Source organism: Streptomyces cyaneofuscatus (genome assembly GCF_033109485.1).
In the GTDB taxonomy this organism is placed as follows: Bacteria; Actinomycetota; Actinomycetes; order Streptomycetales; family Streptomycetaceae; genus Streptomyces; species Streptomyces cyaneofuscatus.
In genome coordinates this window covers 6,470,110-6,485,345 of sequence record NZ_CP137002.1, presented here as the reverse complement: position 1 = coordinate 6,485,345, position 15,236 = coordinate 6,470,110, and the positions used below count along the sequence as shown (strand labels likewise).

The window sequence follows — 15,236 nt, the reverse complement described above, 5'->3', positions numbered from 1 at the left end:
AACTCGAAAGGGGTACTGGTGGCCGGTGTGGGCCATTTGCCGGGGGTTTTGGTGGTAAGGGTGTGCGGTTTCGGGACGGGTGTGCGGGTGGCGGGTGTGTGGGTGGTTGTGGTGGGGCGGGTGTGACGGGGCGCTTGGGGTGGGGGCGGCTGTTCCCTCGGCGGTCGGTCGAGGGGCCGTCGGTGCGGGACCGGTGGAAAAACCGGCGGGCGCGCGAAGGGTGTCTTCGCGCGCCCGCCGGTTTTCCCCCGGGTCTGCCGTCTCAGTGCTCCGTGGTCCGTACGGTCAGGGCGCGGCGCAGGTCGTCGAGCTGGTCGACCAGCTTGCGGTGCAGCGCCGGGGTGAGGGCCGGGTCCTTGAGGGCGCGGGTGCCGGTGGCGAGGCTCTCGGGGTCGATGGCGTACGCGGGGAAGGCGTGCCGTCCGGCGGCTTCCGCGATGGCCGGGCCGCGGCGGGCGGCGAGTGCGGTGGCGTCGGGGTAGAAGCGGTCCACGTAGGCGGCGAGCAGCTCGTCCTGGCCGGGCTGCCAGAAGCCCTGGGCGGTGGCGGTGAACAGGTAGTTGGAGAGGGTGTCGTCGCCGAACATGGCGTGCCAGGCGGCGGCCTTGGCCTCCGGGGTGGGCAGGGCGGCCCGGCAGCGGGCGGCGCCTTCGCGGCCGGTGGCGCTGGGGTCGGCGGCGAGTTCGGCGGCGATGGCCGCCTCGTCGGTGGCGCCGAGGGCGGCGAGGCGGGTGAGGATGCGCCAGCGCAGCTCGGGGTCGAGCTCGGGTCCGCCGTGGACGGTGCCTTCGGTGAGCCAGCTCTGGAGGGTGTCGGGCTGGGTGGCGGCGTCGATGAAGTGGCGTACGGCGGTGAGGCGCAGCCCCGGGTGGGAGCCGTCCTCGGTGCGGCGGATGAGGTCGCGGCAGAGGCTGGTGAGGGTGGCGAGCGCTGCGGGGCGGGCCTCGGGGGTGGCGTAGCGGGCGGCGATCTGGCCGTCGGCGAAGGACAGGACGCCCTGGACGAGGGCGAGGTCGCTCTCGTACGGGAGGTGGGTGCGGGCGGCGGTGAGGTAGCGCGCGGGGTCCAGCTCGCCGTCGCGGACCATGTCGCGGGCCGCGTTCCAGATGACGGCCCGGGTCAGGGCGTCGGGGATGGCGGAGAGGTGGGTGAGGGCGGTGTCCCAGGAGGCGGCGTCGAGGCGGATCTTGGCGTAGGTGAGGTCGCCGTCGTTGAGGACGACGAGGGCGGGGCGGCGGCCGGGGCGGACGAGGGGGGTGGAGTCGCCGGGGATGTCGAGTGCGAAGCGGTCGCGGGGGGCGAGGTGGCCGGGGCCCGCCTGGGTGTTGAGGGCGTGGTCGAAGGTGGAGACGGTGATGCGGTGGGGGCGGCTGCCGTCGCGGTCGACGGCGAGCGCCCAGGACTGTCCGGCCTCGGTGGGCGCGGTGGGTTCGTGGACGTCGGCGGTGAGGGTGTCGACGCCGGTGGTGCGCAGCCATTGCTCGGCCCAGGCGTGGACATCGCGGTCGGTGGCGGAGGCGAGGTTGTCGATGAAGTCGGCGAGGGTCGCGTTGGCGAACTTGTGCCGGGCGAAGTGGGTGTTGATCCCGGCGAGGAAGTCCTTCTCGCCGAGCCAGGCGACGAGTTGGCGGAGCGCGGAGGCGCCCTTGGCGTAGCTGATGCCGTCGAAGTTGAGGAGGGCGGAGGCGGTGTCGGGTACGGCTTCGGGGTCGGGGGCGACGGGGTGGGTGGAGGGGCGCTGGTCGGCGTCGTAGCCCCAGCCCTTGCGGGCGACACCGAAGTCGACCCAGGTGTCGGGGAACAGGGTCTCCCCTGCTCGAACGGAGTTGGGAGCTTGGGGAAGGGTGGCTTCGGTGAGGGTCTGGTAGCCCATGTACTCGGCGAAGGACTCGTTCAGCCAGATGTCGTCCCACCAGCTGAGGGTGACGAGGTCGCCGAACCACATGTGGGCCATCTCGTGGGCGATGGTCACGGCGCGGGACTGGCGTTCGGTGTCGGTGACGGCGGAGCGGAAGACGTATTCGTCGCGGAAGGTGACGAGTCCGGGGTTCTCCATGGCGCCCGCGTTGAACTCGGGGACGAAGGCCTGGTCGTAGGAGTCGAACGGGTAGGGCTCGTCGAACTTCTCGTGGTAGCGGTCGAAGCAGGCGCGGGTGATACCGAGGATCTCGTCCGCGTCGGCGTCCAGGTAGGGCGCGAGGGAGCGCCGGCAGTGGAGGCCGAAGGGCAGTCCGGCGTGCTCGGTGGTGACCGAGTGCCAGGGGCCCGCGGCGACGGCGACGAGGTAGGTGGAGATGAGCGGGGTGGGCGCGATGGTCCAGCGCCCGTCGCCGGTGCGGGTCGCGACGCCGTTGCCGAGGACGGTCCAGCCTGTGGGGGCGGTGACGTCGATGGCGAAGACGGACTTCAGGTCGGGCTGGTCGAAGGCGGCGAAGACGCGCTGGACGTCCTCCAGGAACAGCTGGGTGTAGAGGTACGTCTCGCCGTCGGCCGGGTCGGTGAAGCGGTGCATGCCCTCGCCGGTGCGCGAGTAGCTCATCGCGGCGTCGACGTGGAGTTCGTGGGGGCCGGGGGTGAGGCCGGTGAGGGGGTAGCGGTTCCCGTCGAGGAGGGCGGGGTCCAGCGGCTGTCCGTCCAGGGCGATGGAGCGCAGGGTGGCGGGCTTGATCTCGACGAAGGTGTCTCCGGCCGCGTGGGCGGTGAACCGGATGGCGGCCCGGGAGTCGAAGGTCTCCTCGCCGGTGGTGAGGTCGAGGGCGATCGTGTACCGCTCCACGTCGATGATCTGGGCTCGGGTCTGCGCTTCGTCGCGCGTCAGTACGGACATGGGCCCATGCTGCCGTACGGGGTGGGGCGGGCGCAGGGGGGTTCTCGCTGGGCGTACGGGGGCCGCGGGGCGTACCCCGGGGCGGCGGGGGCGGACGGATACCCCCTGGGGGCTGTGGCTGCGGGGCCGTGTACCCCCTGGGGGGTGACGGCGCTTACCATCTCCTCGGCGCGGCACACCGAGTACCGAGGACGTCCTCATGACGCTCACGCCTGCGCGCGATGCCGCCGCCCGCGTTCCTGACCCTGTTCCCGCCCGCTCCCCCTCCCCCGGCCCGTTGCGCCGTGCCGCCTGCGAGTTCGGGCTGACGGCGCTGCTGCTCCTGGCGGTCGTGAGCGGGGTGCGGTGGCTGTTCGCGCCGGACGGGTACGGAGGCGGCGGGATGGCGTTCGCCCTGCTCGGGGCGGGGGTCGGCGTGCTGCTCGGCGCGCTCATGCTCTCCGCGCCGGGGCGGTGGTCGGGCGGGCACCTGAATCCGGCGGTCACCGTCGCCCTGTGGCGGCTCGGGGTGTTCCCGGGGCGGGAGGTGGTGCCGTACGTCGTGGCGCAGCTCGGCGGGTCGGTGGCCGGGACGTGGGCGGCGGGGCTGGTGTGGGGGCCGGTGGTCGCCCGGCCGCCGGTCTCCCACGCGGTGGTGCGGCCCGGTCCGGGCTGGGGCGAGGGGGCCGTGGTGGCGGCCGAGGCGGGGGTGCTGGCCGGGTCGGCGCTGCTGCTCGCCGGGCTCCTGGCGCATCCGGTGGGCCGAAGACTCCTCCCGTACGCCGTCGGCCTGGTCACCGCCCTCGTGATCGCGGTGCTCGGTCCGCTGAGCGGCGGTTCGGTTAACCCGGCCCGGCAGTTCGGCCCGGCGCTGCTGTCGGGGGAGGCCGGGCGGCTGTGGGTGTACGCGGCCGGGCCGGTGCTGGGGGCGGTGGCCGGGGCGGGGCTGTGCAGGAGGGCCGGGACACTCGGGGTTCGGATCGCCCGGCCGCCGGTCAGGCCTCGGCAGCCGTAGCGCTCCCGTTTCCGTCGGCGCTCCCGTTCCCCGCCTCCTCCGCGATGCGCTCGTGGTGACGGATGACCTCGGCGATGATGAAGTTCAGCAGCTTCTCGGCGAACGCCGGGTCCAGGTTGGCGCTCTGGGCGAGCTGCCGCAGCCGGGTGATCTGGCGGGTCTCGCGGGCCGGGTCGGCGGGCGGCAGCTGGTGGTCGGCCTTGAGGCGGCCGACCTGCTGGGTGGCCTTGAAGCGCTCGGCGAGCATGTGGACGACGGCGGCGTCGATGTTGTCGATGGACTCGCGCAGCCGGTTCAGCTCGGCCTGGACGGTCGCGTCGATCGGGGCGGTCGCGCCGGTTTCGCTCGTACTCATGGTCAGCGAGCTTAGACGCCCCTCCTCACGGCCCGATCATCGGCGGGTGGTCCGGGTCGGGTACCTGGTCGCTCCAGCCGCCGGGCACGCTGCGGCCCTGCTGTTCGCGGAAGCGGACGGGGGCGGTGCCGACGCGGCGGGCGAACAGGCGGGAGAAGTAGGCGGGGTCGTCGTAGCCGACGCGGCGGGCGACGGCGGCGACCGGGAGGTCCGTGGCGGCGAGGAGTTCCTTGGCCCGGCCGAGGCGGATGGTGAGCAGGTAGTCCTTGGGGCTGCATCCGGCGCCGCGCCGGACGGCGGTGCGGAGTTCGGCGGGGGTCATGCCGTGTTTGGCGGCGTGCTCGGCGACGGTGAGCGGCTGGTAGGCGTCGCGGGCGAGCGCCTGGAGGACCGGGTCGCCGTCGGGGCCGAGGTCGGCGCGGGCGCGGCGCAGGGCGACGAGGAGTTCGTGGACGGCGGCCGCGGTCTCGACCTCCAGCAAGGGGTTGCCGCGGCGGGCGGCGCGCACGATGCGGCCGACGGCGGCGCGGGGGGCGGCGGTGTCGGAGAGCGGGACGAGGGGGCGGTCGGGCTCGATGCAGCCGAGCTCGGTGTAGGTGGTGGTGGCGGGGCCGGTGAAGTCGACGAAGCTCTCGTCCCAGCCGGTGCCGGGGTCGGCGCCGTAGTGGTGCGGGGTGCCGGGGGTGAGCCAGATGAGGGTGGGCCCGGTGACGGGGGTGCGGCGTCCGTCGGGGCCGGCGAACCAGCCGGTGCCGGAGTTGACGATCACGGCGACGTGGTGGTCCAGGGTGCGGGGGCCGACGGTGGGCAGGGCGCCGTGCTGGAGGCCGACGCCGAGGCAGACGAGGCCGAGGCGGTGGTGGAGCGGGCTGGGGGTGAAGAAGCGCATCCAGGTGTGGTACATCGCGGCCTTCCCCTCCCAGGGTCCTGGTATCCGTTGCGTCCGTCGGGTCTGTTGCGTCCGTGGGGTCTGTTGCGTCCTTCGGGTCCGCCGAGTCCGTTGCGTCCGCCGGGCCCGTTGCGTCCAATCAGCAGCGATCTTTGTCCATGGACCCGTCGTAACGCCAGAGGTCACAGTGGTCGGACCATTGCGCGCCCGGGCCGCCGGGTGGGCCGAGCACAGGAGCGTACGAGCACGATGACCGACTTCACCGTGGGGGACGACGACTTCCGGCTCGACGGGAAGCCCGTACGGCTGCTGTCGGGTGCCCTGCACTACTTCCGGGTGCACGAGGAGCAGTGGGAACACCGGCTGGCGATGCTGGCGGCGATGGGGCTGAACTGCGTCGAGACGTACGTGCCGTGGAATCTGCACGAGGAGCGCGAGGGGGCGTACCGGGATGTGGGGGCGCTCGGCCGGTTCCTGGACGCGGTGGAGCGGGCGGGGCTGTGGGCGATCGTGCGCCCGGGTCCGTACATCTGTGCCGAGTGGGAGAACGGCGGGCTGCCGGTCTGGGTGACGGGCCGGTTCGGACGCCGGGTGCGGACGCGGGACGACGGCTACCGGGCGGTGGTGGAGCGGTGGTTCCGGGAGCTGCTGCCGCAGGTGGTGGAGCGGGAGATCGGCCGGGGCGGTCCGGTGATCCTGGTGCAGGCGGAGAACGAGTACGGGAGTTACGGCTCGGACGCGGTGTATCTGGAGTGGCTGGCGGGGCTGTTGCGGCAGTGCGGGGTGAGTGTGCCGCTGTTCACGTCGGACGGGCCGGAGGACCACATGCTGACGGGCGGTTCCGTGCCCGGGCTGCTGGCGACGGCCAACTTCGGCTCCGGGGCGCGGGAGGCCTTCGAGGTGCTGCGCCGCCATCAGCCCAAGGGGCCGCTGATGTGCATGGAGTTCTGGTGCGGGTGGTTCGACCACTGGGGGGCCGAACCCGTCGTACGGGACGCCGGGCAGGCGGCGGAGGCGCTGCGGGAGATCCTGGAGTGCGGGGCGTCGGTGAACGTCTACATGGCGCACGGCGGGACGAACTTCGCGGGGTGGGCGGGGGCGAACCGGGGCGGTCCGGTGCAGGACGGGGAGTTCCAGCCGACGGTGACGTCGTACGACTATGACGCGCCGGTCGACGAGTACGGGCGGGCCACGGACAAGTTCCATCTCTTCCGGAAGGTGCTGGCGGAGTACGCGCGGGGCCCGCTGCCCGCGCTGCCGCCGGAGCCGAGGGGCCTGGGCGGGCCGCCGGTGCGGGTGGAGCTGGACGGGTGGGCCGGGCTCGACGGCGTACTGGAGGCGCTGGGTGATCCGGAGGGGCCGGAGTCGGGCGTGGCGCCGACCTTCGAGGAGCTGGGGGTCGGCCGGGGGCTGGTGCGCTACCGGGTGGCGGTGCCGGGGCCGCGCGGCCCGTATCCGCTGACGGCCGCCGGGCTGCGGGACCGGGCGGTGGTCTACGTGGACGGGGTGCGGGCGGGGGTGCTGACCGAGGAGAGCCCGACGCTGGCCGAGCCGGTGGCGGGGCCGGCGGTGGTGGAGCTGTGGGTGGAGTCGCTGGGCCGGGTCAACTACGGGCCGCGGCTGGGTGAGCCGAAGGGGATCACGGACGGGGTGCTGCACGAGCGGCAGTACCTGCACGGTGTACGGGCCCGGGGGCTGCGGCTGGACGCCTTCGAGGAGGCGGGCGCGGTGGCGGGGGTTCCGTTCGGTCCGGTGCCGGGGGCCCCTGGGGGGACCGGGTTGTTCCGGGGGACGTTCACCGTCGGGGGGACGGAGGGCGTCGATCACGCGGGGTTGCGGCTGCCCGGCTGGACACGTGGCTTCGTCTGGGTGAACGGTTCCTGCCTGGGCCGCTACTGGTCGGCGGGCCCGCAGGAGACGCTGTACGTGCCGGGCCCGGTGCTCAGCGAGGGCGTCAACGAGGTGTGGGTGCTGGAGCTGGAGGGCGCGGGCGAGGCGTGGGTGGAGCTGGGTCCGGGGGCGCCCGTACGGTGCTCGGGCACCCCCGGAGTGGTTCAGCCGTGATCACCCGCAGGGAGGCGGGTGCTGGTCAGCGGCGTCAGAGCGTGCGGGCCGCGGAGGCGATGGCGGAGGCGAAGGTCGAGACCTCGGCGTAGACGCCGGGGTAGCCGGGCCGGGCGCAGCCGTAACCCCAGCTGACGATGCCGACCTGGACCCACTCGTTGGCGTTGTCCTTGCGGAACATCGGGCCGCCGGAGTCACCCTGGCAGGTGTCGACGCCACCGGTGTCGGGGTATCCGGCGCAGATCTCCTCGTTGGCGACGAGCTCGTTGCCGTAGGCGGAGCGGCAGGCGGCGTCGGAGACGAACGGGACGTTGGCCTTGAGCAGGTAGCGCTGCTGGCTGCCGCCCTCGCGGTTGGCGCCCCAGCCGGCGACGGTGAACGTGCCCTGGTTGTACGCGGTGGTGGTGGCGATCTTGAGGGTGGGCTGGTTGATGGGCTGGGCCAGCTTGATCAGCGCCCAGTCCTTGCCGGTGCCGTTGTAGCCGGGGGCCTGGAGGACCTTGGTGGAGCGGACCTTGACGGCGTTGGGCGACTGGAGGTCGACGACGCCGCCGGTGGCGGTGATGGAGGTGTTGTTGCCCGATCCGTTCACGCAGTGGGCTGCGGTGAGGACGATGTCCTTGGCGTAGAGGGCGCCGCCGCAGCCCATGGAGAGCCGGACCATGAAGGGGAACTCGCCCTGGGCGGCGCGGGTTCCGCCGACGACGGGGTTGGGGGCGGCGGAGGCGGTGACGGGCTGGAGGCCGACGACCGCTATGGCGACGGTGGCGACGACGACGGAACATCTCTTCAGCGCACGCAGGAGTTGCTTCACGGACTGCCTACTTTCGTGGGGGGCTGCTGTGGGAACCACGACGGGACGACTCCACGACTTGGTCATGAACCCGTCAAGGCCATCCGATTATCGGGAGCCGTTCACCGCTGCCACAAGGCGCACTTTTCGGCCAAGCTCGCCCCCGGCGACTCCCGCTCCCCTCGGACGCCCCGGCCTACAGTGGAGAGCGGCCGTGGGCGGGGGCCCTCGGCCGGAGCGGATGGGGGTACGGACGTGAGCAACGGCAGTCCGGGCGCACCGGTCGTCCACGGCTTTCCGCATCTGGACACGGTCCGGTCCGCGATCACCGCGCTGTACCGGCGGCTCTCCCCGGACGGCGTCCACTCCTACGGCACCAGCCTGGTCCCGGCCGACGCCGCCTTCTCCGACGCGGACGACCTCCACCTCGGCGCCCAGCGGGTGGCCCGGGCCCTGGTCCAGCACCTCCACCTCCCCGACGCCCGCATGATCGTCGGCTTCCGCACGATGGAGCACGCGGCGAGCGTGGAACTGACCGCGGGACCCGAGTACTTCATCGAGCTGAACGACCGGTTCCGCACCCACCGCAGGGACATCGGCGCGGCGCTCGCCCATGAGATCACCCATGTCCTGCTGCACCGGCTGGGCCTGGAGTTCCCCGGCACGCGGGACAACGAGATCCTCACGGACACGGTGACCGCGTATCTCGGCGCGGGCTGGCTGCTGCTGGACGCCTTCCGGGAGGACGCCACGTCCCGGCAGAAGCTGGGTTATCTGACGCCGGAGGAGTTCGGATACGTCCTGGCCAAGCGGGCGCTGGCGTTCGACGAGGATCCTTCGCCGTGGTTCACCAGCCCGCAGGCGTACACGGCGTACACCAAGGGCCGGGCGCAGGCGCTGCACGATCTGCGCCGGCCCCCGCTGACGGCGGCGGGCTGGGCGGGACGGCGGCGCTACGCCAAGGACCGGCGGTACGCCCAGGACCACCCCGGCACGGATCCGGGCTCGGGCGCGGACCCGGCTGTTCCGTACGCCTTCGAGCCCGGCAGCGAGGGACTGCGGGTCTCCTTCCCCTGCCCCACCTGCCACCAGCGCATCCGGCTGCCCGTCCGGGGCCGGACCGTCGCACGGTGCGGACTGTGCCGTACGCGACTGGAGTGCGACACCTGAGCATCATTTCGGCCACCGTAGGGTCGAAGCATGACGAACGAGCCGATCAGGGATGAACCAAGCCTGTTCGATGCGCTGTACGAGGACGAGAACGCTGTCGTACGGGCGCTGCGCGCGGGCGCGCAGGCCGAGTCGAGCGACGAGGAGGGGATGACGGCGCTCTATCTGGCGGCGGTCCAGGACCTGCCCGGAACGGTACGGCTGCTGCTCGCGGCGGGCGCCGATCCCGACCGGGCGAGCGGCCCCGAGGCGGGCGACCTGCCGCTGTGCGGGGCGGCGTGCGGTGGGCACACCGAGGTGGTGGAGGCGCTGCTGTCGGCCGGGGCGCGGCCGGATCTACGGGAGGAGTTCGGGTTCACGGCGCTGCGCTGGGCGGTGGGTCTCGGCCACGCGGCGACGGTGGAGGCGCTGCTCGCCGGAGGCGCGGACCCGTTGCTGCCCGGCCCTCAGGGGGAGCCGATGCTGGTCCTGGCGGCGCAGCGCGGTTCGCTGCGGACGGTGCGGGCGCTGCTGGGGTACGGGGCGGGGGCGCCGGGGCAGGAGGCGGCGGCCGGGGTGGCGCTGGAGGAGGCGCGGCGGCTGGCCGGTCTCGACCTGGAGCAGGAGTTGCTGGGGCAGCTGGAGGAGGCGTACGGGACCGGCCTCGACGCGGTGGTCCGGCGGGAGCTGGCCGACGGCGAGGAGACGGTGACCGTGGAGCTGCTGCGCGACGGGGAGCCGGCGGCGGGGGTGGACCGGCACACGGGGCACGCGGAGATCGCGGCGCTGCTGGAGGGGGTGACGCGCGGGGGCGCACCTCGGGGGAGTACGCCCGACGCGCCTCGGGGGACTACGCCCGGCGCGCCGCCCACTCCGCCCGGGTGAGCTCGTACTCCACCTCGCCATGTTCCGAGCCCTCGATGGCGTCCGGCCAGTCCTCGGCGTAGGCGCGGAGGAAGGTCAGCCCCGCCTTCTCCATCACCCGCCGGGACCCGGCGTTGACGGCCATGGTGTTGGCGGTCACGCGCTCGGCCCCGAGGTCGGTGAACCCCTTCTCCACCAGCGCCCGCACGCCCTCGGTGGCGTAACCACGGCCCCAGGCCGCCCGGTTGAGCCGGTAGCCGAGCTCGACGACGGTGCGGTCCTGCTCGTCGACGGGCCGGAGTTCGAACCAGCCGAGGAAGGTGCCGGTGGCCTTCTCCTCGGCGGCCCAGAACCCTCGGGTGCCGGTGCACGGGTGGTCGTGGAGGAGCCGTGGCAGGGTGCGCTCCCGGATGGACTCGGCGGTGGTGGGCCGGCCGCCGTTGATGTACCGCATGACCTCGGGGTCGTCGTCGAGGGCGAGCAGGGCGGGGGCGTCGGCGTCCGTGAACGGGCGCAGCGCGAGCCGGTCGGTCTCCAGGAAGGCGGGCATGCGGTGATCCTCTCCGTACGGGGCCGGGTCCCGCCACCGGATATGCGGAGCGCCGCACAGCCTGGCCCGCGCGTCGTACGGGACCGGCTACGACGCCCCGTACACGCGCTGCGGAACCTCCGCGTCCGCCAGCAGCCGGCGTACGGACTCCCCCGCCTCGGCCGGGGACCTGCGGGCGCCCCGGTCGTCGGTGGGGCCGGGGCGCCAGCCCTCCATGACGGTGATGCGGCCCGCCTCGGCCTCGAAGACGCGGCCGGTCACCCCGTCGCTCGCGGCGGAACCGAGCCAGACGACGAGGGGGGAGACGTTCCCGGGGGCCATCGCGTCGAACTCCCCCTCCCCCGGGGCCGCCATCGTCGCGGCGAAGGTCTGCTCGGTCATCCGGGTCCGGGCGGCGGGGGCGAGGGCGTTGACGTGGACTCCGTACCGGCTGAGTTCGGCGGCCGCGACCAGGGTGAGGGCGACGATTCCGGCCTTGGCGGCCGCGTAATTGCCCTGGCCGACGCTGCCGAGGAGCCCGGCGCCGGAGCTGGTGTTGATCACCCGGGCGACGGGCGTCCGGCCCGCCTTGGCTTCGCCGCGCCAGTGGGCGGCGGCGTGTTTCAGGGGCAGGAAGTGGCCCTTGAGGTGGACGCGCATCACCGCGTCCCAGTCGTCCTCGTCCAGGTTGACGAGCATCCGGTCGCGCAGGAAACCCGCGTTGTTGACCAGGGTGTCCAGGCGGCCGAAGGCGTCCAGGGCGGTGGTGACCAGGGAGGCGGCGCCCTCGGTGGTGGCGATGTCGCCGTCGTGGACGACCGCTTCGCCGCCCCCGGCCACGATCTCCTCGACGACGCGGCGGGCGGGGCCGGCCGAGCCGCCGTCGCCACCGGGTCCGACGCCGAGGTCGTTGACGACGACCCGGGCGCCTTCGGCGGCGAAGGCGAGCGCGTGGGCCCGGCCGAGGCCGCGTCCGGCGCCGGTGACGGCGACGACCCGGCCCGCGCAGAGCCGTCCGGTGGTGGGTGGGGTCATCGCATCTCCCGTTCGCGTGGGCCTGGTTGGCGGACAGGGGTGGCTGCTACCGTCCACCTAACAAATGTTTGGTGGAAAGGTAGCTGATCCTCCGATGACTGTCTCCACCGCATATCCGGCCGATGCCGAGGGCGTCTGCGTCATCACCGTCGACCATCCCCCCGTCAACGCCCTTCCCGTGCAGGGCTGGTACGAGCTGGCCGACGCCGTCCGGGCGGCGGGCCGCGACCCGGAGGTGCGCTGTGTCGTCCTGGCCGCCGCCGGGCGCGGCTTCAACGCCGGTGTCGACATCAAGGAGTTGCAGCGCGACCCGGGGAACGCGGCCCTGATCGCCGTCAACCGGGGCTGCGCGGAGGCGTTCGAGGCCGTGTACGCGTGCGAGGTCCCGGTCGTCGCGGCGGTGCGGGGGTTCTGCCTCGGGGGCGGGATCGGCCTCGTCGGGAACGCCGATGCGATCGTGGCGAGCGAGGACGCCGTCTTCGGGCTGCCGGAGCTGGACCGGGGCGCGCTCGGGGCCGCGACCCATCTGGCCCGGCTGGTCCCGCAGCATCTGATGCGGACGCTGTACTTCACCGCGCGCACGGTGACCGCGACCGAGCTGCTGGCCCACGGCTCGGTCTGGCGGGTCGTCCCGGCGGCCGAACTACTGCATGCGGCACTGGAGTTGGCGTCGGAGATCGCCCGTAAGGACGGGCACCTGCTGCGGCTGGCCAAGGCCGCGCTCAACGGCATCGACCCCGTCGACGTACGGCGCAGCTACCGCTTCGAGCAGGGCTTCACCTTCGAGGCGAGCCTGGCGGGGACGGCCGGCCGGGTCCGTGACACCTTCGGCAAGGAGGCCTGAGACGTGAGTACGGTGTCCGCCGCGCGCGACAGGACGATGACGCCCGACAAGACCATGACGCCCGACGAGGTGGCCGCCCGGCTGCACAGCGGCATGACGATCGGCATCGGCGGCTGGGGCTCACGCCGCAAACCCATGGCCCTGGTAAGGGCGTTGCTCCGCTCCCCCGTCACCGATCTGACGGTGATCTCCTACGGTGGCCCGGACGTCGGGCTGCTCGCCGCCGCCGGCCGGATCTCCCGCCTGGTCACGGCGTTCGTGACGCTCGACTCGATCCCGCTGGAGCCGCACTACCGGGCGGCCCGGGAGCGCGGGGCGTTCGCGCTGACGGAGATCGACGAGGCGATGTTCCTGTGGGGCCTGCACGCGGCCGCCAACCGGCTGCCGTTCCTGCCGGTGCGGGCGGGGCTCGGCTCGGATGTGATGCGGGTCAACCCCGAGCTGCGCACGGTGACTTCGCCGTACGAGGACGGCGAGGAGTTCGTCGCGGCGCCGGCCCTGCGGATGGACGCGGCGCTGGTCCATATGAACCGGGCGGACCGGCTGGGCAACGGGCAGTACCTGGGCCCCGACCCGTACTTCGACGACCTGTTCTGCGAGGCGGCGGACACGGCGTACGTCTCCTGCGAACGCCTGTTGGAGACGGCGGAGTTGGCGGGGAGTCCGGGCTCCGCCCCACAGACGCTCCTCATCCGGCGGCACTCCGTCACCGGGGTCGTGGAGACGCCGGGCGGCGCGCACTTCACCTCGTGCGTTCCCGACCATCCGCGCGACGAGCCGTTCCAGAAGGCGTACACGGCAGCGGCGGCGGATCCGGCGGCCTGGGCGGAGTTCAGCGCGCGCTTCCTGCCTCCGGACGGCGACGAGAAGGGCTACCAGCAGGCGGTCCGCACCTGGCACGAGGAGCAGCGATGAACACACCGGGCACTGCTGCCGCGACCCGTGCCGAGTACTGCGTGATCGCCTGCGCGGAGGCCTGGCGGGGCGACGGCGATGTGCTGGCCAGCCCGATGGGGGCGATCCCGTCCGTCGGGGCGCGGCTGGCGCGGCTGACCTTCGCCCCCGAACTGCTGCTCACCGACGGCGAGGCGACGATCGTCGGCCCGGACGGCGAGGTGGAGGGCTGGCTCCCCTACCGCAAGCACCTCACCCTGGTGACCGGCGGCCGGCGGCACGTGATGATGGGCGCGAGCCAGATCGACCGGTTCGGCAACCAGAACATCTCCTGCATCGGCGACTGGGAGCAGCCGGCCCGCCAGCTCCTGGGAGTGCGCGGAGCGCCGGTCAACACCCTGAACAACCCGGTGAGTTACTGGATCCCCCGGCACTCGCCCCGGGTCTTCGTCGAACGGGTCGACATGGTCTGCGGCGTCGGTTACGACCGGGCCGAGGCGGCGGGCCCTTCCGCCACCCGCTTCCACCGCATCCCCCGAGTCGTCAGCGATCTCGGGGTCTTCGACTTCGCGACCCCGGACCGCTCGATGCGACTGGCCTCGCTCCACCCGGGCGTCACGGTGGAGATGGTCCAGGAAGCGACGGGCTTCCAACTGACCGTCCCCGCCGACGTCCCGTACACCCGCGACCCCACCCCCGCCGAACTCGCCCTGATCCGCGAGGTCATCGACCCGTCGGGCACCCGGAACCGCGAGGTGCGGGGCTGATGCGCACGGCGCTCACGGAGCTCGTGGGGGTGCGGTACCCGATCGTGCAGACGGGGATGGGGTGGGTCTCCGGCCCCCGCCTGGTCACCGCGACCGCGCGGGCCGGGGCGCTCGGCATCCTGGCCTCCGCGACGATGACGCCGGACCAACTGCGGTCCGCGGTACGGGAGGTGAGGTCGCGGACGGACGCCCCGTTCGGGGTGAACCTGCGGGCGGACGCCGGGGACGCGCGGGAGCGGGTGCGGATCATCGTCGAGGAGGGCGTACGGGTGGCGTCGTTCGCGCTCGCCCCGTCGCAGGAGCTCATCGCGGAGCTGAAGGACGCGGGCGTGGTGGTCGTCCCGTCGGTGGGGGCCCGGCGGCATGCGGAGAAGGTCGCGGCGTGGGGCGCGGACGCGGTGATCGTGCAGGGCGGCGAGGGCGGCGGGCACACGGGGGACGTGGCGACGACGGTGCTGCTGCCCCAGGTGGTCGACGCGGTGGACATCCCGGTGATCGCGGCGGGCGGCTTCCACGACGGGCGGGGGCTGGTGGCGGCGCTGGCGTACGGGGCGGCGGGCGTGGCGATGGGGACCCGGTTCCTGCTGACCTCGGACTCGACGGTGCCGGACGCGGTGAAGGCGCGGTATCTGGCGGCCGGGGTGAAGGACATCACCCTGACGAGGGCCGTGGACGGGCTCCCGCACCGGATGCTCCGTACGGAGATGGTGGCGGAGCTGGAGGGGGCGGGACGGGTGCGTTCGCTGTACCGCGCGTTGCGGCGGGCGTCCGGCTTCCGGCGGATCTCCGGGCTGACCTGGCCCGGGATGGTGCGGGACGGGCTGGCGCTGCGGCACGGCAAGGAGCTGACCTGGAGCCAGGTGCTGCTGGCGGCGAACACGCCGATACTGCTGAGGGCGGCCATGGTGGAGGGCCGCACGGACGTGGGCGTCATGGCGTCGGGCCAGGTGGCGGCCCTGATCGAGGACCTGCCGAGCGTGGGGGTGCTGGTGGGGCGGATCATGGCGGAGGCGGAGGACGCCTTGGCGGGGCTGCCCGCCTCAAAATCCAGCCCGTCCGGCGCTTGAGGACACCACGTCGGTCCTGCGCCGGACGACCGGGGCCATCTCCAGCCTGTCCGGCGCTTGAGGACGGACCCGACGCATCCAGCCCGTCCGGCGCTTGAGGACAGCCCCGGACCGGGGTTTTCGGGGCTCTGCCCCGGACCCCGGTCCTCAATCGCCGGACGGCTG

General features: G+C 73.4%; 14 protein-coding genes. 8 read left to right on the top strand and 6 right to left on the bottom strand.

The genetic code is table 11. The annotated features are described in order from the left end of the window. Positions 1-262 precede the first annotated feature (262 nt). Positions 263-2,827 (bottom strand): aminopeptidase N, encoded by a 2,565-nt coding sequence (gene pepN, locus R2B67_RS28545; protein ID WP_317822067.1) that lies wholly within the window; start codon positions 2,825-2,827, stop codon positions 263-265. Positions 2,828-3,026: 199 nt separating this feature from the next. Between pepN and R2B67_RS28540 the strand changes: the two genes are divergently transcribed. Beyond that, positions 3,027-3,821 (top strand): MIP/aquaporin family protein, encoded by a 795-nt coding sequence (locus R2B67_RS28540; RefSeq protein ID WP_317822065.1) that lies wholly within the window; start codon positions 3,027-3,029, stop codon positions 3,819-3,821. Here the strand turns inward: R2B67_RS28540 and R2B67_RS28535 are convergent. Then, positions 3,802-4,176, bottom strand: a complete 375-nt coding sequence (locus R2B67_RS28535) for a chorismate mutase (protein ID WP_317822061.1) — start codon at positions 4,174-4,176, stop codon at positions 3,802-3,804. The two genes, R2B67_RS28540 and R2B67_RS28535, sit on opposite strands and share 20 nt — an antisense overlap. Before the next feature lie 25 nt (positions 4,177-4,201). Beyond that, positions 4,202-5,080: a helix-turn-helix domain-containing protein gene (locus R2B67_RS28530; protein WP_030563986.1), complete on the bottom strand. Its 879-nt coding sequence runs from the start codon at positions 5,078-5,080 to the stop codon at positions 4,202-4,204. Between the two features lie 234 nt (positions 5,081-5,314). Between R2B67_RS28530 and R2B67_RS28525 the strand changes: the two genes are divergently transcribed. Next, positions 5,315-7,129: a glycoside hydrolase family 35 protein gene (locus tag R2B67_RS28525; RefSeq protein ID WP_317822059.1), complete on the top strand. Its 1,815-nt coding sequence runs from the start codon at positions 5,315-5,317 to the stop codon at positions 7,127-7,129. Between the two features lie 34 nt (positions 7,130-7,163). Here R2B67_RS28525 and R2B67_RS28520 read toward each other — a convergent pair whose 3' ends face one another. Next, positions 7,164-7,943, bottom strand: coding sequence for a S1 family peptidase (locus tag R2B67_RS28520; protein ID WP_018512078.1), 780 nt, complete (start codon positions 7,941-7,943; stop codon positions 7,164-7,166). Positions 7,944-8,177: 234 nt separating this feature from the next. On the opposite strand from R2B67_RS28520, the gene R2B67_RS28515 reads away from it, so the two are divergent. Then, positions 8,178-9,092, top strand: coding sequence for a hypothetical protein (locus R2B67_RS28515; RefSeq protein ID WP_317822058.1), 915 nt, complete (start codon positions 8,178-8,180; stop codon positions 9,090-9,092). A gap of 30 nt (positions 9,093-9,122) precedes the next feature. Next, complete coding sequence (locus tag R2B67_RS28510; RefSeq protein ID WP_317822056.1) at positions 9,123-9,956, top strand: ankyrin repeat domain-containing protein; 834 nt, start codon at positions 9,123-9,125, stop codon at positions 9,954-9,956. Here R2B67_RS28510 and R2B67_RS28505 read toward each other — a convergent pair. After that, complete coding sequence (locus R2B67_RS28505; RefSeq protein WP_317822055.1) at positions 9,922-10,485, bottom strand: GNAT family N-acetyltransferase; 564 nt, start codon at positions 10,483-10,485, stop codon at positions 9,922-9,924. The two genes, R2B67_RS28510 and R2B67_RS28505, sit on opposite strands and share 35 nt — an antisense overlap. A gap of 87 nt (positions 10,486-10,572) precedes the next feature. After that, entirely contained in the window at positions 10,573-11,499 is a 927-nt protein-coding gene (locus tag R2B67_RS28500) for an SDR family oxidoreductase (protein ID WP_317822054.1), read from the bottom strand. A gap of 94 nt (positions 11,500-11,593) precedes the next feature. On the opposite strand from R2B67_RS28500, the gene R2B67_RS28495 reads away from it, so the two are divergent. From R2B67_RS28495 to R2B67_RS28480, 4 genes are read left to right on the top strand one after another with little or no spacing between them, the layout of a single operon-like run. Beyond that, positions 11,594-12,343: an enoyl-CoA hydratase family protein gene (locus tag R2B67_RS28495; protein ID WP_317822053.1), complete on the top strand. Its 750-nt coding sequence runs from the start codon at positions 11,594-11,596 to the stop codon at positions 12,341-12,343. A 36-nt stretch (positions 12,344-12,379) separates the two neighbouring features. After that, entirely contained in the window at positions 12,380-13,258 is an 879-nt protein-coding gene (locus R2B67_RS28490) for a CoA transferase subunit A (protein WP_317824972.1), read from the top strand. Next, positions 13,255-14,004, top strand: a complete 750-nt coding sequence (locus R2B67_RS28485) for a CoA-transferase subunit beta (protein WP_317822051.1) — start codon at positions 13,255-13,257, stop codon at positions 14,002-14,004. Before R2B67_RS28490 ends, R2B67_RS28485 begins: the two co-directional genes overlap by 4 nt. Then, positions 14,004-15,071: an NAD(P)H-dependent flavin oxidoreductase gene (locus tag R2B67_RS28480; RefSeq protein WP_317822050.1), complete on the top strand. Its 1,068-nt coding sequence runs from the start codon at positions 14,004-14,006 to the stop codon at positions 15,069-15,071. The genes R2B67_RS28485 and R2B67_RS28480 overlap by 1 nt, the downstream gene beginning before the upstream one ends. Positions 15,072-15,236: the final 165 nt, after the last annotated feature.